This window comes from Embleya sp. NPDC059237 (genome assembly GCF_042754105.1).
Taxonomy (GTDB): domain Bacteria; phylum Actinomycetota; class Actinomycetes; order Streptomycetales; family Streptomycetaceae; genus Embleya.
Genome location: NZ_JBHZAE010000003.1, coordinates 778526 through 797476, shown reverse-complemented (window position 1 = coordinate 797476; position 18951 = coordinate 778526). Strand labels below are relative to the sequence as shown.

15 protein-coding genes and 1 pseudogene are annotated in these 18951 nt (G+C 73.4%); 5 read left to right on the top strand and 11 right to left on the bottom strand.

Annotation, left to right across the window (positions count from 1 at the left end; genetic code table 11):
• Window positions 1-242: 242 nt before the first annotated feature.
• The 7 genes from ahcY to ACFXKZ_RS14140 form a co-directional block, all read right to left on the bottom strand.
• Window positions 243-1691 (bottom strand): adenosylhomocysteinase, encoded by a 1449-nt coding sequence (gene ahcY, locus ACFXKZ_RS14170; protein ID WP_379999961.1) that lies wholly within the window; start codon window positions 1689-1691, stop codon window positions 243-245.
• Window positions 1692-1849: 158 nt separating this feature from the next.
• Window positions 1850-2830, bottom strand: a complete 981-nt coding sequence (locus ACFXKZ_RS14165) for a cation diffusion facilitator family transporter (protein WP_379999959.1) — start codon at window positions 2828-2830, stop codon at window positions 1850-1852.
• Window positions 2831-2952: 122 nt separating this feature from the next.
• Window positions 2953-4191, bottom strand: coding sequence for a mannose-6-phosphate isomerase, class I (gene manA, locus ACFXKZ_RS14160; protein WP_379999957.1), 1239 nt, complete (start codon window positions 4189-4191; stop codon window positions 2953-2955).
• Window positions 4192-4193: 2 nt separating this feature from the next.
• On the bottom strand, window positions 4194-5375 hold the full coding sequence (locus tag ACFXKZ_RS14155; protein ID WP_379999955.1) for an SIS domain-containing protein: 1182 nt from the start codon (window positions 5373-5375) through the stop codon (window positions 4194-4196).
• Complete coding sequence (locus ACFXKZ_RS14150; protein ID WP_379999953.1) at window positions 5372-5557, bottom strand: Trm112 family protein; 186 nt, start codon at window positions 5555-5557, stop codon at window positions 5372-5374. The genes ACFXKZ_RS14155 and ACFXKZ_RS14150 overlap by 4 nt, the downstream gene beginning before the upstream one ends.
• Before the next feature lie 103 nt (window positions 5558-5660).
• Window positions 5661-7031 carry a phosphomannomutase/phosphoglucomutase gene (locus tag ACFXKZ_RS14145; protein WP_379999951.1) on the bottom strand — a complete coding sequence of 457 codons (1371 nt, stop codon included), beginning with the start codon at window positions 7029-7031 and terminating at the stop codon, window positions 5661-5663.
• Between the two features lie 106 nt (window positions 7032-7137).
• On the bottom strand, window positions 7138-7512 hold the full coding sequence (locus ACFXKZ_RS14140) for a DUF3499 domain-containing protein (protein ID WP_174861553.1): 375 nt from the start codon (window positions 7510-7512) through the stop codon (window positions 7138-7140).
• Window positions 7513-7778: 266 nt separating this feature from the next.
• On the opposite strand from ACFXKZ_RS14140, the gene ACFXKZ_RS14135 reads away from it, so the two are divergent.
• Entirely contained in the window at window positions 7779-8144 is a 366-nt protein-coding gene (locus tag ACFXKZ_RS14135; RefSeq protein WP_078976974.1) for a metallopeptidase family protein, read from the top strand.
• A gap of 73 nt (window positions 8145-8217) precedes the next feature.
• Here the strand turns inward: ACFXKZ_RS14135 and ACFXKZ_RS14130 are convergent, their stop codons facing one another.
• The 3 genes from ACFXKZ_RS14130 to ACFXKZ_RS14120 form a co-directional block, all read right to left on the bottom strand.
• Window positions 8218-9687 (bottom strand): DUF5719 family protein, encoded by a 1470-nt coding sequence (locus ACFXKZ_RS14130; protein WP_379999949.1) that lies wholly within the window; start codon window positions 9685-9687, stop codon window positions 8218-8220.
• Complete coding sequence (locus ACFXKZ_RS14125) at window positions 9684-13460, bottom strand: glycosyltransferase (RefSeq protein ID WP_379999947.1); 3777 nt, start codon at window positions 13458-13460, stop codon at window positions 9684-9686. The genes ACFXKZ_RS14130 and ACFXKZ_RS14125 overlap by 4 nt, the downstream gene beginning before the upstream one ends.
• A gap of 132 nt (window positions 13461-13592) precedes the next feature.
• Window positions 13593-13862: a WhiB family transcriptional regulator gene (locus tag ACFXKZ_RS14120; protein ID WP_078976971.1), complete on the bottom strand. Its 270-nt coding sequence runs from the start codon at window positions 13860-13862 to the stop codon at window positions 13593-13595.
• Window positions 13863-14792: 930 nt separating this feature from the next.
• Between ACFXKZ_RS14120 and ACFXKZ_RS14115 the strand changes: the two genes are divergently transcribed.
• Together ACFXKZ_RS14115 and ACFXKZ_RS14110 are read left to right on the top strand one after the other, a co-directional pair.
• Window positions 14793-15356 (top strand): cysteine dioxygenase, encoded by a 564-nt coding sequence (locus ACFXKZ_RS14115; RefSeq protein ID WP_379999945.1) that lies wholly within the window; start codon window positions 14793-14795, stop codon window positions 15354-15356.
• Entirely contained in the window at window positions 15353-15790 is a 438-nt protein-coding gene (locus tag ACFXKZ_RS14110) for a rhodanese-like domain-containing protein (protein ID WP_379999943.1), read from the top strand. Before ACFXKZ_RS14115 ends, ACFXKZ_RS14110 begins: the two co-directional genes overlap by 4 nt.
• Before the next feature lie 221 nt (window positions 15791-16011).
• On the opposite strand, the pseudogene ACFXKZ_RS14105 reads toward ACFXKZ_RS14110, so the two are convergent.
• Window positions 16012-16848: pseudogene (locus ACFXKZ_RS14105) on the bottom strand (glycosyltransferase 87 family protein); the annotation flags it as partial.
• A 383-nt stretch (window positions 16849-17231) separates the two neighbouring features.
• Between ACFXKZ_RS14105 and ACFXKZ_RS14100 the strand changes: the two are divergent.
• Both ACFXKZ_RS14100 and ACFXKZ_RS14095 read left to right on the top strand, forming a co-directional pair.
• Window positions 17232-18398: a molybdopterin-dependent oxidoreductase gene (locus ACFXKZ_RS14100; protein ID WP_379999941.1), complete on the top strand. Its 1167-nt coding sequence runs from the start codon at window positions 17232-17234 to the stop codon at window positions 18396-18398.
• Entirely contained in the window at window positions 18395-18868 is a 474-nt protein-coding gene (locus ACFXKZ_RS14095) for a hypothetical protein (RefSeq protein WP_379999940.1), read from the top strand. The genes ACFXKZ_RS14100 and ACFXKZ_RS14095 overlap by 4 nt, the downstream gene beginning before the upstream one ends.
• Window positions 18869-18951 lie beyond the last annotated feature (83 nt).

The window sequence follows — 18951 nt, the reverse complement described above, 5'->3', positions numbered from 1 at the left end:
GCCGCGCGCCCGCGCCGCCACGGAGCGCGGCTTGTGGGCCCGGCCGCCGGCCACGCCCCCCCGGGGGGGGGCGGGGGGGCGGGCGGGGGGGGGGCGGGGGGGGGGGGGCGCGCCCCCCGCCCCACCGCCGATCCGTTGTCCGTCCGTGCGTCTGTCCGTGGGACGGGCGAGTATGCCGACCCGCGTCGACGAATCGGCGCGTCACCGCACCGATCGGGTCGAGCGGGTCGACCCGGTGGAGATCAGTACCGGTACGCGTCCGGCTTGTACGGGCCGTCGACCTGCACGCCGATGTAGGCGGCCTGGCTCTCGGTGAGGGTGGTGAGCTTGACGCCGAGCGCATCCAGGTGCAGGCGCGCGACCTTCTCGTCGAGGTGCTTGGGCAGCACGTACACGCCGATCGGGTATTCCTCGGGCTTGGTGAACAGCTCGATCTGGGCGATGGTCTGGTTCGTGAAGCTGTTCGACATCACGAAGCTCGGGTGACCGGTCGCGTTGCCCAGGTTGAGCAGGCGGCCCTCGGACAGCACGATCAGCGTCTTGCCGTCGGGGAAGGTCCAGGTGTGCACCTGCGGCTTGACCTCGTCCTTGACGATGCCCGGGATCCTGGCCAGGCCGGCCATGTCGATCTCGTTGTCGAAGTGGCCGATGTTGCCGACGATCGCCTGGTGCTTCATCCGCTGCATGTCGGACGCCATGATGATGTCGCGGTTGCCGGTGGTGGTGATGAAGATGTCGGCGATCTCGACCACCTCGTCCAGCGTGGTGACCTGGTAGCCGTCCATCGCCGCCTGGAGCGCGCAGATCGGGTCGACCTCGGTGACGATCACCCGGGCGCCCTGACCGCGCAGCGACTCGGCGGAGCCCTTGCAGACGTCGCCGTAGCCGCAGACGACCGCGACCTTGCCGCCGATCAGGACGTCGGTGGCGCGGTTGATGCCGTCGATCAGCGAGTGGCGCACGCCGTACTTGTTGTCGAACTTGCTCTTGGTGACCGAGTCGTTGACGTTGATCGCCGGGAAGAGCAGCGAGCCCTCCCGGAACATCTCGTACAGGCGGTGCACGCCGGTGGTGGTCTCCTCGGTGACGCCCTTGATGCCGGGGGCCATCGCGGTCCACTTGCCGGGGTTCTCGGCCAGGTTGGCGCGCAGCAGCGCCAGGAAGACCGTGTACTCCTCGGAGTCGTCGGCGGTCGCGTCCGGGACGGCGCCGGCCTTCTCGAACTCGACGCCCTTGTGGACGAGCATCGTGGCGTCGCCGCCGTCGTCGAGGATCATGTTCGGACCGTCGTGCCCGGGCCAGTTCAGCGCCTGCTCGGTGCACCACCAGTACTCCTCCAGGGTCTCGCCCTTCCAGGCGTAGACCGGCACGCCGCGCGGGTCCTCGGGGGTGCCCTCGGGGCCCACCGCGACCGCCGCGGCGGCGTGGTCCTGGGTGGAGTAGATGTTGCAGGAGACCCAGCGCACCTCGGCGCCGAGCGCGGTCAGCGTCTCGATCAGCACGGCGGTCTGCACGGTCATGTGCAGCGAACCCATGATCCGCGCACCGGCCAGCGGCTGGGCCGCGGCGAACTCACGCCGGATCGCCATCAGACCGGGCATCTCGTGCTCGGCGAGGGTGATCTCCTTGCGGCCGAACGCGGCAAGGGAGAGGTCGGCGACCTTGAAGTCGCCGTCGAGCTGCGAAGCCATGTTTCGATCCTTCTGCAGGGGGGTGGATGGGACTGGAGACACACCGGTGCCGGGGGCGCCGATGACGTGCCATCCAGTCGGACACTTCTGTGCCTACGGGCCCGAGACCCGACCGCCCTCTGCAGCGACTGTCGTTGTGCGCCAACGACGTTAACACCTCATCCGGTTGGCGTGTGCGGGTACTTTCCGCCAGGTGTCGCCTCGGGATCGGCGCCGCGGGCGGCCTCGTCGGCCCGGTATATGTCCGGTTCCAGGTAGATCGCTCGGGCGATCGGGACGGCGGCGCGGATGCGGGCCTCGGCGGCGTCGATCGCCCGGGCCACGTCGGCCGCCGTGTCCTCGTGGCGCACCGCGATCTTGGCCGCGACCAGCAGTTCCTCCGGGCCCAAGTGCAGCGTGCGCATGTGGATCAGCCGCTCGACGTCGGGGCCGGCCACGATCGCCGCCTCGATCTCGCGGACCGTCTCGATCCCGGCCGCCTCGCCGAGCAGCAGGCTGCGGGTCTCCAGGGCCAAAACGATCGCGATCAGCACGAGCAGCACGCCGATGCACAGCGTCCCGATGCCGTCCCAGACGCCGTCGTCGGTGGCCACCGCCAGGCCGACGCCGCCGAGCGCGAGGATCAGGCCGATCAGCGCGCCGAAGTCCTCCAAAAGCACGATCGGCAGTTCCGGCGACTTGGCCCGGCGGATGAACTGCGCCCAGGTCAGCGAGCCCCGGTGCCGGTTGGACTCCTTGATCGCGGTCCGGAAGGAGAAGCCCTCCAGGACGATGGAGAACACCAGCACGCCGACCGCCCAGTACCAGCTCTTCAACTCGTGCGGGTGGGCGATCTTCTCGTAGCCCTCGTAGATGGCGAACATGCCACCGACGGAGAACAGCACGATGGAGACCAGGAAGCCGTAGATATAGCGCTCGCGGCCGTAGCCGAACGGGTGCTCGGGGGTGGCGTCGCGTTCCGCGCGTTTGCCGCCCACCAGGAGCAGCACCTGGTTGCCGGAATCGGCCAGCGAGTGCACGCCCTCCGCCAGCATCGACGAGGACCGGGTGAAGGCGAAGGCCACGAATTTGGCCACCGCGATCCCCAGGTTCGCGGCCAGTGCCGCCACGACCGCCTTGGTACCGCCGCCCGCACTCATCGATCGACTCCCGCCCGTTGGTTGACCACCGCCGTCGTCACCGGCCGCCTGTGTCGGCGATCAGTGTGTCATCGGGCCGGCGTCTACCCCGGCAGACTTGCGGTAAGTGCACCCGGCCGCGCTCAGCGGCAGGGCACGGTCGCCCGGAAGACCAGGCCGTCGGCGCCGTCGACGGTGACCGCGACGCGGGGTTCACCCGCGCGGATGTACACCGACCGGCCGCGCGCCAAGTCGAGGGTCGTTCCGGCCGCGCCCCCCGGCTCGCGCTCTTGGCGCACGGTGGCGGAGCCGCGTACGCACAGCAGGATCTGCGGGCCGGCGGTGTCCAAAAAATGCGGTCCGCGGCCGGGTCCCGCGGGCAGCCGGGACAGGCGGAAGTCGGCCACGGGGGTCGTGTAGACCTCCTCGCCCGGGTGCGCCGCGCTCGGTTCGGGGCCCAGGATCTCCACCGGGCCGGCCCGGAAGGCCATGATCCGCAGCAGCTCGCCGACGTCGATGTGCTTGTCGGTCAGGCCGCAGCGCAGCACGTTGTCGGAGTTGGCCAGGATCTCGACCACCACCCCGTGCAGGTAGGAGTGCGGCATGCCGGCCGCGAGGAAGACCGCCTCGCCCTCGCGCAGCCGGATGTGGTTGAGCAGCAGCGCCACCGCGACACCGGGATCGCCCGGATGACGCTCGGCCAGACCGGCGACCGCGGCGCACGCCTCCGCGTAGGGCGAGCCGTTCGCGGCCAGTCGGCGGCAGGCCGCGGCGACCGCGTCCACCACCGTGGTGCGCAGGCGCTCGGGCAGCATCAACACGTGCGTGGTCGCCGCGCGTAGCGCCGCCTCCTCGTCCGGATTGCGCAACGCCCTTGCGAACGGGGCCAGTTCGGGCACGTCGAGGGCGTCGAGCAGCTTCAGCGTCTCGGCGATCTCGCGGTAGCCGACCAGGCCCTCGAAGTCGCCGAGCGCGCAGATCATCTCCGGTTTGTGGCTGGAGTCGCGGTAGTTGCGGTGCGGCGCGTCGATCGGGACGCCGCGCGCCTCCTCCTCGGCGAAGCCCTGCCGGGCCTGGACCGCGTCGGGGTGCACCTGGAGCGACAGCGGCTCCTCGGCGGCCAGCACCTTGAGCAGGAACGGCAGGCGCGGGCCGAACCGGGCGGCGGTGTCCGGGCCCAGCTCGCCGGCCGGGTCCGCGGCGATCAGTTCGACCAGCGAGCGGGCCCCGGAGCCGCGATCGACCTCGGACGGCGCGCCCGGGTGGGCGCCCATCCACAGCTCGGCCTGCGGCTCGCCCGTGGGGGCGACGCCGAGCAGTTCGGGGATGGCCGTGAGCGAACCCCACGCGTTGGCGCGGATCCGGTTGAGAAGGCGGTCCATGGCTAGCGGGGACCACCTTCGGTCCAGGGGAACAACCCCGGCGCGGCGGGACCCACGCCGGTGCCCAGGGCCAGGTAGACGGCCGCGAAGTCGGTGACGGCGATCAGCTCGGCCAGCCGCTCGACGGGGCTCCCGCCGCGGGCGCCGACCTCGCCGACGGCCGCCCGGCCCAGCGCGCCCAGGGTGCGGCGGGCGTGGTCGACGGGCGCGGCGGCGGCCGGGTCGTCGTGGTCGACGAGCAGCACCGGGTACATCCGCACCGGGTCGGGCTCGTCCACCCGGTCGCGGAAGAAGTCGTCAGGGTCGTCGGCGGCGCCGGTCTCGCCCGCCTGGAAGACCCGGTCCATGTAGCGGCCGGCGATCGGCAGCGGGCCGGACAGCGCGGGTGCGGCGGCCACGCCGGTGAGCATCGTGGCGAAGCGCTCGGCGGCCACGCCCGCCACGGTGCCCGCGCCCCACACGACCGGGATGGTGCCGGCGATCGCGCCGGCCAGGCCCTTGGCGGGGTTGAGGTACGCCTCGGCGGCGGGCCGGCAGCGGGTGCTCGTCTCGTCGAGACGGTCGGCCATCGCGTCCACGCTCGCCAGGCTCTCGCCGGGGGTGAACGCACTCGCGCCGCACGCGCCGGTGATCGCGAGCAGCGCGGTGAACAGCGGCCAGAACGCGGTCTGCGCGGCGAACACGGTCTCGTCGGCGTAGCCGGCCGCGCCCACGGAGCCGGTGTCGACGGGGACCCGGACCACCACGCCCCGGCTCTGCTGTACGGCGGCGTCCAGGGCCGACCCGCCGGGCGTGGCCGCGACCGTCTGGCAGCCGCGCCGGTAGGCCTGGCCGGCGAGGTCGATCAGGCCCGGCTCGTCGCCGCGCCCGGCCGTCAACACGAGGTCCATCGGACCGGCCCAGCCGGGCAGCGTGCCGCCCGCGCCGAGGATCACCGGCAGCGCCGCGTCGGCGCCGGTGACCGCGCGCAGCGCATGGCCGAGCGGCCCGTACGCGGGCGCGGCCAGGATCACCGTGCGCGGCCGGTCCCGGGGCGCGATCGCGGCGGGCAGCGCCTCGCGCGCGGCCTGCACGGCCCGGCGGACCTGGGCGCCGGCACCGGCCAGCGCCCGCAGGGTCTCCGCCGTATCGGCCCGGGCGATGCCGTCCTGGTCGTCCAGCAGGGCCTCGTCGAGGATGTTCATGCCCGATCGGTGCCCGACCGGCGAGCCTCGTCCACGAGCAGTACCGGGATGTCGTCGACGACGGGGTACACCAGCCCGCAGGAGGAGTTGTCGCAGGCCAGCGCGGCGTCCCCGTCCCGGTGCAGCGAGGCGTGGCAGACCGGGCACGTCAGGATCGCCAGCTGCGACGGTTCCAGATTCACGACATCTCCCACATTTCCGACTGTTCGTACCGTTCGTACCTGCTCGTCCGGATCCGGTGCGGCAGTCGTCCGATTGAACCCATCACCTTACCGAGCCGACCGGTCAGTCCCGGACGAGTGCCAGCACCTCATCGCGGATCGCGATCATGGTCGGCTCGTCGTCCGCCTCGACATTCAGCCGCAGCAGCGGCTCGGTGTTGGACGCGCGCAGGTTGAACCACCACCGGTCGGCGACCACGGTCATCCCGTCCAGGTCGTCCACGGCGACCCCGGGCCGGCCCGCGAACGCGGCCCGGACCCGCGCGGTCGCCGCCGCCTGGTCGACCACCTCGCTGTTGATCTCGCCGGATGCCGGGTAGCGGTCGTACTCGCTCGCGAACTCGGACAGCGGGCGGTCCTGGCCGCCGAGCGCGGCGAGCACGTGAATCGCGGCGAGCATCCCGGTGTCGGCCCGCCAGAAGTCGCGGAAGTAGTAGTGCGCCGAGTGCTCGCCGCCGAAGATCGCGCCGGTCTTGGCCATCTCGCCCTTGATGAACGAGTGGCCCACCCGGGTACGCACCGCCTCGCCGCCGTGCTCGGCGACGATCTCGGGCACCGCGCGGGAGGTGATCAGGTTGTGGATGACGATCGGCTTCGCCTCGCCGTTGGCCTTCGCGCGGGCGATCTCGCGGACTGCGACCAGCGCGGTCACCGCCGAGGGGGACACCGGGTCGCCGTGCTCGTCGACCACGAAGCAGCGGTCGGCGTCGCCGTCGAAGGCCAGGCCCAGGTCGGCGCCGCTCTCGCGGACCTTCGCCTGGAGGTCGACCAGGTTCTTCGGGTCCAGCGGGTTCGCCTCGTGGTTGGGGAAGGAGCCGTCCAGCTCGAAGTAGAGCGGGACGATCTCCAGCGGCAGCCCGCTCGCGGCGCCGAGCACGGTCGGCACGGTGTGCCCGCCCATGCCGTTGCCCGCGTCCACGACCACCTTCAGCGGCCGGATGCCGGTCAGGTCGACCAGGCCGAGCAGGTGCGCGGCGTAGTCGGCGAGCACGTCGTGCTCGCCGATCGTGCCCGGGGTGCCGGCGAAGTCGGGCACACCGGCCTCGGCGAGCGCGCGGATGTCGGCGAGGCCGCTGTCCTGGCCGATCGGCGCGGCGCCGGCGCGGCACATCTTGATGCCGTTGTACTGCGCGGGGTTGTGGCTCGCGGTGAACATCGCGCCGGGAAGGTCCAGGCTGCCACTGGCGAAGTACAGCTCGTCGGTGGAGGCGAGCCCGATCAGCGTGACGTCGGCGCCCTGGGCCGCGGCGCCCTCGGCGAACGCGCCGGACAACTCGGGCGAGGAGGGCCGCATGTCCCGGCCGACCACGATCGCCGCAGCCCCGGTGACCCGAACGAACGCCGCGCCCAGTGCCCGCGCGGTGTCGGCGTCCAGCTGGTCGGGGACCACGCCCCGCACGTCGTACGCCTTCACGATCTGGGAGAGGTCGCGCACCCGAAGACTCCACTCGCTCGACCGCGGTCCCGATTCGCCGCGGTGTTGGCCGTTGTCCGTCGACCCCTGCCCCGCGGACGACGCCTCAGACCCTATCGGCCGGCGGTCAGCTCTCGGGTGAGCGCAGAACGCGCAAGTGGCCCCGGCGGCCGGTCTCGGGACGGCCGTCGCGGTCCGGCGGCTCGGGCGCGGGCTGCGGGGGTTGCGGCGGGCGGGCGGCCTCGCGCACCGCGTTGGCCAGCGCCTCCAGGTCGTCGCTGCTCGGCTTGCCCGCGCTCGGATCCGGCGCCAGGCGCACGACATCCCAGCCGCGCGGCGCGGTCAGCCGCTCCGAGTGCTCGGCGCACAGGTCGTAGCAATGGGGCTCGGCGTAGGTCGCGAGAGGGCCCAGGACGGCCGTGGAGTCGGCGTAGACGTACGTCAACGTGGCGACTGCGGTTCGGCCGCAGGCGGTCCGCGAACAGCGACGTACAGGGCTCACGACGATGGACGGTACCGCAAGCGGGCCGAACCCGCGTGGTATCCGGGTGCGGTGTGACTCACGTGTCGCTCCTCACAGGATGTCGGCGGCATGGGGACACCCGTTCGGGGCGGTCCGCGACGTCCATCGACGGAGCGGCGCGGACCGGTCCGGATCGGGCGGCCAGGCCCTAAGCTCGTGCCGTGCACAACGAGCACTCGGTCCCCTCTTCCCCCCGCGAGCGCGACTCGCGCCGTCGCAGTCGGCGCGACCGGCACGGCCGCGGCATGCGCGGCCCGCTCGCCCCACCCCCCGTGCCGATCGCGCTGACCCGCGCGCAGCGGTTCGACGACCTCGCCGCCGATGTCGTGGAACGGCTCGCCAAGCGCTGGCCGCAGTTGGAGGAGGTCCGCTTCGCGGTCCTGGACGTGCCCGAGGCCGAGACGGCGGTCAACGGCGACGAGGCGGTGGCGCTGGGCCGGCTGGTGCCGGCGACCAAGGCCGTGCCCGCCACGATCATCCTGTACCGGCGCCCGCTGGAGCTGCGCGCGGAGGGTCGGGCCGAGCTGGAGATGCTGGTCAACGACGTGCTGGTGGAGCAGGTCGCGGACCTGTTGGGGATGGATCCGGACACCATCGACCCCGACGACTGAGCGAGCCGGAACCACGAAGGCCCGGGACCCCCGCAGGAGGGTCCCGGGCCTTCGTCGTTTCGCGAGCGTGCGGCTACCGCTGCGGGACCAGCAGGGACAGGTCCTGGCGGGCGTTGGGCACCACCACGGTCTCCACGCCGGGCACGAAGGGCTGCACCGTGAACGCGGCGGTCTTGTTCATCGTCTCGGTGACCGTGCGGGCCAGGTGCACCGGCTGCGAGCCGGGTTGCGGTTCGGCGACCAGGGCGAACCGCGTGGCGCCGGCCGGGGCCGGGGCGTTGACCTGGACGGTGGTGCCGGCGGGTACCTCGACGTCGGCGGAGACCGGGTCGCCCTTGTCGCCGAACGCGGTGAGCTTGACCTTGGCCGGGCCCTTGGGCGCGGTCAGCGTGACGGTCGTGGCGACCGCGCCGCCGGTGCGGTTCTCCGCGATCACCGCGCGACCGGTCAGCTCCGGAGTGGCGCTCAGGAACGCCACCTCCGCGTCGGTGCCGCCGCCCTGCACCACCCGGACGCCGGCGATGATGTCCGCGCGGCCGGAGACCAGCCGAAGCGCGCCCGCGTCGCCGCGGTTGACCGGGCCGAGGTCGAAGACGGTCAGCTTGTTGCCCTTGACCTCGGTGGTCTCGTGCTCGACCGGCTTGAAGGTGTTCACCTTGCCCGCGACGGACAGTTGCACGTCGGTGCTCTCCCCGCTCGGCGAGAACAGCATCAGCTGCACGTTGCCGGCGTCGCCGGTGATCGCGGGCAGGCCGGTGATCACCAGGTTGCGGCTCGGGGCGCCGGACGAGGGCAGCCAGTCGGTGCCGACCGCCCCCTCCTGGTCCCGGATCGCCGCGCCGACCCGCCCGGAGCGCGCGATCACGTGCACCGCCAGGCCGGGCTCGATCGCGCTCGGGTTGAGCGTGCGCAGCAGGATCGCCGTCGAGGCGCCGGGGGCCAGCGACATGCCGCGGCCGGCCTCGGACTCGATCGGGCCGTTGCGCCCGAACAGTTCCACGTCGACGACGGCGGGGGTGTCCCGGCTGTTGGACAGGTACAGGTACGCCTCCCGGTTCTCCGTCGTGGCGGCACCGACGAACCAGCGGTCGGTGGTGGACCCCTCGCAGGTGACCCCGGCCAGGCCGCGGCCGGCGTTGCTGGGCACCCGGGTGACCGCGCCCGCGCCGAAGCCCGGGGCGAACGCGCCCGAGGCGGTGCCCAGGAGCGGCGGCACGTCGGTGTTGTCCACGCCGATGCTCGCGAGCTTGCCCGGGGCCTCGACCTTGGTGCGCACCTTGGTCCGGTCGCCGAGTTCGACGACGTTCGCCTCGCCGCCGCTCGCCCCGGCCGGGCCGGGCGGGGCGAGTGCGGAGACCGCGGTCGAGCTGCCGGGCAGCTGGCGCACGAACGGGCAGGACACCTCGGCCTGCTGCACCGGCACCCGCGACGCCGCGGGCGGCGGCGCGGCCTTGCTCTCGGTCGGGCGGGTCACGACCGCAAGGCCGACGACGACGGCCAGCAGCGCGACGACGGCGGCCAGGGAGAGGGTGGTGCGCTTCACGGGCGGTCTCCCTGCGGGGACGGCGGCCACGGATCGTCACCCGAGCGCGGCTCGGGCGGCCGGCCGGCGGCGGGATCCTGGTAGGCGGTCGGGTCGTACTGCTGCGGTGGCAGCGGGTTGCCGTACTCGTCGTAGGCGGGTTGCTGGTGCGACTGGTGTGGTTGCCCGGTCCAGCCGAAGGAGCCCGCGGCGTCCGAGCCGTCCGGCGCGCCCTGGGCCGGCATGCCCTGGGCCTGCTGGTCGTACTGGTACCCCTGGTAGTCCGGATAGCCCTGGTACTGCTGCCCGTAGTCCTGCTGTGGGTATTGCTCGTACGCCGGCGTCGCGGTGCCGTCGTAGGGCGTGCCCTGCCAGGCCTCGACCGGCACCGGCGCCTCGGCCGGGTCGGTGCGCTGTTCGGGGAACTCGGGGAACCCGTACGCGTCGAGCCCGTCGGCGGCCACCGCGACCGGCACCGCTTCCGGCGCCTCGACCGGCTCGGCCGGTTCGGCCGGTTCGGCCTTGCGTCGGCCGCGCCGCCCGCCGCCCTCGCCGGCGCCGCCGGCCGCGACCGGCGTTGCGGCGGCCTCGGGCAGGTCGTCGTCGGTGCCGCGCCGGCGGGCGGGCAGCGCCATGACGAAGACGACGAACACGAGCACGCCCTGCACGAGCAGCCAGATGCCGTGTCCGCCCGAGGAGTGGGTGAGTTCGAGCCGGCCGGCCTCGGGGCGCAGTTCGAAGCCCTGGGCCCAGCCGTCCAGCGTGCGGGCGGTGAGCTTCCTCCCGCCCTGGGTGGCCTGCCAGCCGGAGTCGGCGCGTTCGGCGAGCCGCAGGATCCGACCCTGGGGGCCCGCCTCGATCCGGGTGGACACGCCCTCACGGGTGGTCGGCAGGGCCTTGGCCTTGCCGTCGGGGTCGACGATCAGCGCCCGGCCGACCGGGTATTGCAGCCGCCAGAGCGTGGCGCCCTGGGTGGCACCGACCCGGGCCAGGCCGGGGGTGCCGTCGAGCCGGGCGGTCAACTCGCTGCCCACCGGCGGCTTGAGCTGGATGAACTCGATGCCGTACGGAGCCAGCATGCTCGCGTCCGCGCCACCGCCGCCGGCGATCAACTTGCCCAGGAAGGTGTTGAATTGCCGGTAGGTGGACGCCTTGGGCGCCATCTCGGCGTCGCCGAGCGCCGGACCCGCGCCGCGCACGATCGTGTAGCTGACGTTGCCCGGTTCGGGCGAGGTGAGCACGAGGGTGCGCGGGTGGCGCGCGCCGGTGGCCTCCTCGGCCACGAACGCGGGCACCACGACCGGGTCGCGCCGCTCCAGCGGGCCGTCGGCGCCCTTCCACAGCCAGGTCCCGGCGGCCAGGAACGGCGCGGCGCCGGCGACCACGGCCAGCACCACCGCGGTGGGCTGGCGCCAGCCGAAGCTGCCGGCCGCGACCCGGGTGCGGGCGTCCTCGGCGCCGACCATCGCCGCCATCACGTAGCCGAGCGCGATCACCACGACGGCCGCGCCGGGCCACGCGGGCACCTTGGCGCCGGTCGCCTCGACGGTGATCTCGGCGTGGCTGACCACGACCGCGAGCAGCAGGCCGACCAGGGCCACCGCCCACGCGCCGAGCACGGCGGCCCGACGCGAGTCGCGCAACAGCGCGGCCAGCGCGGCGACCAGCAGCGCGCCGGTGAGCCAGATCGGCAGTGTGCCGGGGCCGCCCGGGTCGAGCAGCAGCAGGCCGACCGGGCTGGTGCCCTTGTCGGCCAGCGCGTCGCCGGCCAGGCCGGGCTCGCTCAGGAACAGCGCCGGCTTGCCCGCGAGAGCCAGGGTCCACGGGCCGAGCAGCACGAGCGGGGTGCCCAGCACCACGCCGACCCGCAGCAGCAGGCCGATGCCCGGACGCGGGCCGAGCAGCCCGGCGAAGCCGGCCCCGACGGCGATCAGCGCGAGCAGCGCGGTGGCGAGCCAGAGCAGCGGGGTGAACGCGGCGACGACCGCGAGCACCAGGCCGGTGGCCCAGGCGGCGCGCATGGACGCCTTGAGGTCGCCGGCGCCGAGCACCTGGGCCGCGCCGCGCGCGACCACGGGGGCCAGGACGAGGGCGACGGCGGTGCCGATCCGGCCGGCGGCGATCGCGCCGGTGGCGACGGGGGTCAGTGCGTACGCGGACGCCCCCCACACCCGCACGCCGGGCGCGGACACCAGGCGGCGCGAGCACAGGTAGGCGCTCATCCCGGCCAGCGGGACGCTGCCGATCAGCAGTACCGCCACCGCCGTGCCGGCCTTGCCGAACAGCAGCGTGGCGAACGCGGCCAGCGCGCCGACGTAGGGCGGCGCGCTCGCCGCCTCGCCGAAGCCGACGCCCTGCCAGGTGTCGGCGTAGCGGTCCCACAGGTCCGACGCGCCCTCGGGCGCGGGCAGCAGGGCTCCGCCGAACAGGCTGCCGCCGGAGAGCAGATCGCGCGCGGCGAACAGGGTGATCAGGGTGAGCGCGACGGCGAGCGAGAGGCCGGGGCGGCGCATCAGCATGCGCAGCTTGACGAAGTTCTCCGTGTCGAGCGACTCGGCGTCCTCGTCGACCGGGCCCGACTCGGCGCTGCTGTGCCGGCCGGACCGGTTCTCCGGTTCCTCGCTGCGCCGCAGGTTGCCGATCAGGCCCTCGGCGGCGTGCCGCACGGTGGCCGCGCGGCTGGGGAACAGGTCGCCCAGGTCCTTGTCGGACATGGTGCGGGTGCGGGCCCGGGCCCGCCGCGCGGACAGGAAGCCGGCGGGGCGGAACAATACCGAGACGGTGCCGAGCAGTTCGTCCAGCGCCATGCCGGGCAGCTTGCCGAGCAGGTAGCCCAGGCTGCGGAACAGGCCGCCGAACAGCAGGCGGAACCACAGCAGCGGCCAGCCGGCGCCGGTGGTGTTCGCGAGCAGCGTGAAGGCTGCGCCCGCGCGGTCCACGCGGTGCGGCCGGTTGGCGGCGACGTCGATCGGCCGGCGCTCGCGCGTGGCCGCCTCGGCGTGCTGGATCACCGCGTCCGGGACCACGACCACGCGGTGCCCGGCGGCGTTGACGCGCCAGCCGAAGTCGGTGTCGTCGCGCGAGAGCGGCAGGCGCGGGTCGAAGCCGCCCAGGCTCTCCCACACGTCGCGGCGCACCAGCAGGCCGGCGCTGGAGACGGAGAGCACGCCGCGGATCGCGTCGTGTTGGCCCTGGTCCTGCTCGCGGCGCTCCAGGCCGGTCCAGCGTCGGCCGCTGCCGGTGAGCGTGGTGCCGACCTCGAGCAGTTGCCTGCGGTCGTACCAGCTGCGCACCTTGGGGCCGAGCACGGCCACCGAGGGCAGTTCGTCGGCGGCGCGCAGCAGCAGGTGCAGGGCGTCGGGGGCGGGTTCGCTGTCGTCGTGGAGGAGCCACAGCCACTCGACCGGTTCGGTCGACCTCGGCGGGCGGTCCTCGTCGGTGTCGCCGTACGGATCCGACACGTCGTACGTGTCGGTGCGGTACGGCAGGGACGCGGGGTCGAGGTGCGGCGCGGCGCGCAGGGCCTCGCTCACGGCGGCACCGAACGCGGTCCGTCGCTCGGTGTGCAGCACCGAGTCCCGGCCGAGGGCGTCCTCCAGCAGACCCGCCGAGGCGTCGGTGCTGCCGGTGTCGACCGCGACGACGCGCTGGACCGGGCGCTCCTGACCGAGCAGGCCGGTCAGTGTGCGGGGCAGCCAGCGGGCCCCGTCATGGGCGACGAGGATCGCGGTGACGATGTGCCGTGGGAAAGCCGGAGCTTGCGCGTATGCCGACTGATGGCTGAAAAGTGACATCGAGTGCGGGGACCCCGGGGGGCTCGTAGCGGCGTGGTACCAGCGGTCCGGCATCCGGCCGAACGGCCCACACACTACGCGACGGGCACCTCGGCCCCGCCCGGATCGGGCGCGGGCCCGAACCGACGACCGTCAGACGGCCGCCTTCTTGAGCCGGCGCCGCTCGCGCTCGGACAGTCCGCCCCAGATTCCGAAGCGTTCGTCGTTGGCCAGCGCGTATTCCAGGCACTCGTCGCGCACCTCGCACGCCAGGCAGACCTTCTTGGCCTCCCGCGTCGAGCCGCCCTTCTCAGGAAAGAAGGACTCGGGGTCGGTCTGGGCGCACAGGGCGCGCTCCTGCCAACCGAACTCCTCCTCCTCACTCTCGCCGTCGGCGACCAGTAGCTGGAACAGCTCGCCCATCGCGTGCCTCCTCGACCCGTTTTTGCGTCCCCGTGATTAAGCCGTTACCGGTAACGGTTCACGACGTGTGTGAAATTACAAGCGCGTCGTTGCTGCGACGTCAAGCCGGGCTCTGCTATTAGGGCGGGGATTCACTCCCCGGGACCACAACAATCCGGATTGACCACATAAATGGACACATCCGGACAACCTGTTGTGCCGCGCAATCGCCTCGACGTTCCGGGCGGGGAGCGTACCGGCGGGAGGCGCGACGCCCTTCGATGCCAACCCGTGATGACCTCTACAAGGGACTACGCCTCGCACCATCCACGCAGTTCCCGGGCGGGACCGGAAAACCGCGATGATGACCGACGTCACACGGAAATGGGCCTCCCCGTGCCCCGCGAGCTTCAATCCCTTCCCCGGATTCCTCACCCGAATCGGCCAGCGGTCGGCCGAGTTCGCCGCCTCGTGGTCCGCCTGTGCCGGCGACCCGTGCCCAGTCTTGTCCACCGTCCCGGTTCATCCGTGCCCGCGACCCCGGTCACCCGAATCGGGGACCGGGGGGCGTGGCGGATCGCGGCGAGTTGACAGGGCCACCCCCCAGACGGTGTCCTTTTCCCATGTCCGCACGCTGCAGCCTGTTCCGGAGTCGTCCTGTCGACGCCCGTCGGGTCTTCTGTGCGCTGTGTCCGCCGTGTGACCACGTGTACAGCTGTTGTACCGGCTGTAACGCCTGAGGACGCCATTTCGGCAGTCCTCCGCGCAAGCGGCGGCACTCATTGAAGGGGCTTCTCCCCCTTTTCCCCCTTTATCGACACGACCGTTCGATTCGGTCGATTGTCCGTTCGGGTCGCCGTCTGCCGCTCGCGTGTTCGTTTTCGATCCGCCGCGTTCGCCAGATCCGCCGCGCGTGAGATTTCGCGCAGACATCCCGAAGGACTCCCCCTTATGTCCAGCGACATCACCGTCGCCGGCGACCCGCTCGCCGCCCCCGCCGTACTCGCCCTCCCCGTCGCTCCCCCGGTGCGCCCCGCCGTCGCCCGGCTCGCCGCGCTCGCCCGGCAGCATGCCGGCCTGGTCGCCGCCGAACTCGACCAGGTCCGCTACGACCCGATCACCCGCTGGTACAAGCGGCTCGCCGCCACCGAGGACCTGGAGGTGTGGCTGCTCAGCTGGCTGCCCGGCCAGGGCACCGGTCTGCACGACCACGGCGGCTCGTCCGGCGTGTTCACCGTGGTCTCCGGCGAATTGCACGAGCGCTCGCTCGTGGTCACCCCGCTGCGTCGGGCCGGCGCCCGCGAGCGCGTGCTCGCCCCGGGCGCGACCCGCGTATTCGGGCCGACCTACGTGCACGAGGTGACCAACATGGGCACCGAGCCCGCGGTCAGCGTGCACGTGTACAGCCCGCGCCTGGCGTCGATGAACCTCTACGACGCGGCCGAGGACATCGACCGGCCGAGCTTCGCGCCGCTGCGTCGGGTCGGCGTCGAGCGTTCGGGAGAGCAGTGGTGAGCGCCGTCGACCGACTCCTGGACCTGGCCCGGGCCCGGCTCGTGCGGGTGAGCCCCGAGCAGGCGCACGCCGCGTTCCACGACGGGGCGATCCTGGTGGACACCCGCCCCGACTTCCAGCGCGACGCCGACGGCGCGATCCCCGGCGCGTTGGTGATCGAGCGCAACCATCTGGAGTGGCGGCTCGATCCCGAGGGCACGGCCCGGGTGCCCGAGGCGACCGGCTGGGACGTGCGCGTGGTGGTGTTCTGCGACGAGGGCTACGCATCGAGCCTCGCCGCGGCCTCCCTGGTGGACCTGGGGCTGTCCGGGGCGACCGACCTGATCGGCGGCTTCCAGGCGTGGAAGGCGGCGGGGCTGCCCGTGGTGCCGTCCGCCGGACGCAGCCGGCGCACGAGCGCGGCGGCGAGTACGACGAGCAACGCCACGCCGTAGCCGATCTGGTGGGTGGCGCGGACCTGGTCCGGGGACAGGTCCAGGCCCCAGGTGAGGTAGAGCGCGTAGCCGGCCGGGCCGAGCGCCAGCCACTCCCACCGCCGGCCGTCCAGGGCCACGAGCGCGACCACGAGCAGCGCGTACCAGGGGTAGGCCGGGGTGAGTACGAACAACATGCCGCCGGTGAGGGTGAGCGCGCCGTGCCAGGGCCGGTCGGGGTCGGCGCGGGCGATCACCGCGGCGGTGAGGGCGAGCAGCACGACAACGGCGGCGTACGGGGCGGCCTCGACCGGCAGCACCAGGCCGAGCAGGCCGAACCGGGCGCCGTCGTCGTAGCGTTCCTCGGCCAGGTAGCCGGGGAGGTAGCCGAGCACCGCGTGCCCGGCGGCGAGTACGTGTGGCAGGTAGACCAGCACGACGGTGAGCCCGGCCGCGCCGAGCAGTCGCACCGGGGCGCGGCGCAGTCCGGCGGGCAGGGCCGCGGCGGGGAACATCTTGGTCGCGACCGCGCCGCCGAGCAGTACGCCGCCCAGGATCGGCCGGCGGGCGGCGACCGCGGCCAGGCCGAGCACCATGAGCAGTACGCCGAGCACGTCCACGTGCGCGTTGTTGCCCGCTTCGAGCGCGACCATCGGACACCACGCCCACCACACGGCGTTCCTGGGGTCGCGCCCGAAGCGGCGCAGCACCAGGAGCAGGGTCACGGTGACCGCGGCGGCGAGCAACGCGGCGGCGGCCTGGACCGGTTCGTGCCCACCGGGCGGGGTGGCCAGGTGCACGAGCAGGTAGTAGGCCTCGGCCACGGGTGGGTAGATGGTGTGCACCTGGGGTCGGTTGATCCGGGTGCAGCCGCCGTCCGGCAGCGGGTGCCGGAACCATCCGACGCACTCGCCCTTCGGGAACAGCCAGTCGTCGCGGTAGCGGGCCACCTCCGGGGCGGCGGGGGTGTGCGCGTAGGGCGAGTGGCCCGCCGCCTGGACCCGGCCGTCGAAGGCGTAGCGGTAGGCGTCGTCGCTGGTGCGCGGTTCGGCGCCGGTCGCGAGGAAGGGCAGCGCCATCGCGCCGAGCAGGATCAGCGGCACCGCGCGGCGCACGGGAAGCCGGCGTACGAGGTGGGCGCCGAGGGCGAACAGCGTCCAGGCGACGCCGTGGACCACGAATACGCCGATGTTGCCGGGGTGCGTCCACGGCCCGTACACCGCGCAGCCCACGGCCGCCGCGAGGGCGAGCCCGGTGCCGGCGGCGATCGTGGTCGCGGGGCCGGGAGTCGCGGGTGTGCGGGTGGGCGTGGTCGCGTTCGTGGTCGTGGGCGGCGGGCTCGGTGGCATGCGGCGAGTCTGTCGGCGGGCGGGCCGTTTTCGGGGCATCCCGGGCCGACCGTCAGCACTCCGTAAGGCGGTCAATGGGGGCCGGCGACGGGTTTTGCGCGTTGGCTGGACCCATGAAGCTCGACATCCGCCTGCCGGAGCCGCCCGCCGCGTTGCGGCGGGGTCCGTTCCGGGCCGGGGCCTTCCGCGACACGCTGCACGATCCGCGCACGGCCGTGGTGGTGGGCCGGTTGCTCGGTCCGGCCTTCCTGATCTGCTTCCTGACCGGGCTGTACAGCCATGTGCTGCAACATCAGCCGCACTGGCTCGCGTTGCCCGCGCGACCGGTGTGGGGGTATCGGCTCACCCAGGGGCTGCACGTGGCGACCGGGATCGCCGCGGTGCCGTTGCTCCTGGTGAAGTTGTGGGTGGTGTATCCGCACCTGTTCGCCTGGCCGCCGGCGAAGTCGGTGGTGCACGCCCTGGAGCGGTTGTCCGTCGCGGTGTTGATGATGGCGGCGATCTTCGAGCTGGGCACCGGGTTGTTGAACGTCGTCCAGTGGTATCCGTGGCCGTTCCCGTTCGTGCCGGCGCACTACTGGATCGCGTGGGTGGCGGCGGGGGCGATCACGCTGCACGTGGCGGTGAAGTTGCCGCTGATCGTGGCGCATTGGCGCCGGCCGCGCGGGGCGCCCGCGGATCCGCAGGGTCCGTCGCGGCGCGGGTTGTTGACCGTGCTCGGCGCGGGGGTGGGTGTGGTCACGCTGGCCACGGTGGGGCAGACGGTGACGCCGCTGGGACGGGTGTCGGTACTGGCGCCGCGGCGGGCGGATCTGGGTCCGCAGGGGCTGCCGGTGAACCGGACGGCCGCCGCGGCGGGCGTGTTCGCGGCGGTGCGTGATCCCGGGTGGCGGCTGGAGGTGGCCGGGCCGCGGCCGTTCGCGCTGTCCCGGGCGGAGTTGTTGGCGATGCCGCAGAGTCGGTCCGTGTTGCCGATCACGTGTGTCGAGGGCTGGAGCGCGTCGGCGCACTGGTCGGGGGTGCGAATCCGGGATCTGCTGGAGCGGGCGGGCGCGGCGCCGGGGGATCGGCTGCGGGTGTTCTCGCACGAGCGGTTCAGTCCGTACTCGGTGATGGACATGCCGGGCGAGTGGACCGACGATCCGCTGACCCTGCTGGCGCTGATGCTCAACGGCGCTCCGCTGGCCGAGGATCACGGGTATCCCGCCCGGATCATCGCGCCGAACCGGCCGGGCGTGTTGCAGACGAAGTGGGTCGCCAGGATGGAGGTAGTGCGATGAGTACGGCCTTCGAGCCGCCGCCGGTCGCGCCGCGTACGGGGCGGGTGGTCACGGTCGTTCGCCTCGTGCTCGGGGCGGTGGGCCTGGCCGGGATCGGGTGGGGTGTGGTCGGGGTCCGCGACGACCCGTTCCTGCGCGATCGGGTGGGTCTGGCGAAGTGGCTGGTCGGCGGGTTGCTGCTGCACGACGCGGTGTTCGCGGTGGTGGTCTTCGTGGTCGGCGCGCTGGTGATGCGGGTGCGGCCGGGGCCGCCCGCGTGGGTGCGCCGGACCGTGCTCGGCGGGCTCGCGGTGGGGGTGGCGGGCACGCTGATCGCGCTGCCGGCGCTGTTGCGGCCGCTGCCCACGCAGAATCCGTCGGTGTTGCCCCTGGACTACGCGGACGGGCTGGCGATCGTGTGGAGCGTGGTGGTGGCGGGGACGGCGCTGGTGGTGGGGTGGCGGTACGCGCGGGGGCGGGGGCGCGGCTGAGCGGGGGCGGCACGAGGGCGCGCGGGCGGGCTCGTGCCCGACGTCGAGGGTGGGGCCGGTACGGCGGGCCGGCAGGGTGTCGT

Bases quoted from the DNA above. Each gene is read 5' to 3' on its own strand.
- ahcY (WP_379999961.1), bottom strand. From the start codon at position 1,691: ATGGCTTCGCAGCTCGACGGCGACTTCAAGGTCGCCGACCTCTCCCTT.
- ACFXKZ_RS14165 (WP_379999959.1), bottom strand. From the start codon at position 2,830: ATGAGTGCGGGCGGCGGTACCAAGGCGGTCGTGGCGGCACTGGCCGCG.
- manA (WP_379999957.1), bottom strand. From the start codon at position 4,191: ATGGACCGCCTTCTCAACCGGATCCGCGCCAACGCGTGGGGTTCGCTC.
- ACFXKZ_RS14155 (WP_379999955.1), bottom strand. From the start codon at position 5,375: ATGAACATCCTCGACGAGGCCCTGCTGGACGACCAGGACGGCATCGCC.
- ACFXKZ_RS14135 (WP_078976974.1), top strand. From the start codon at position 7,779: ATGCGCGGCCCGCTCGCCCCACCCCCCGTGCCGATCGCGCTGACCCGC.
- ACFXKZ_RS14125 (WP_379999947.1), bottom strand. From the start codon at position 13,460: ATGTCACTTTTCAGCCATCAGTCGGCATACGCGCAAGCTCCGGCTTTC.
- ACFXKZ_RS14120 (WP_078976971.1), bottom strand. From the start codon at position 13,862: ATGGGCGAGCTGTTCCAGCTACTGGTCGCCGACGGCGAGAGTGAGGAG.
- ACFXKZ_RS14115 (WP_379999945.1), top strand. From the start codon at position 14,793: ATGTCCAGCGACATCACCGTCGCCGGCGACCCGCTCGCCGCCCCCGCC.
- ACFXKZ_RS14100 (WP_379999941.1), top strand. From the start codon at position 17,232: ATGAAGCTCGACATCCGCCTGCCGGAGCCGCCCGCCGCGTTGCGGCGG.
- ACFXKZ_RS14095 (WP_379999940.1), top strand. From the start codon at position 18,395: ATGAGTACGGCCTTCGAGCCGCCGCCGGTCGCGCCGCGTACGGGGCGG.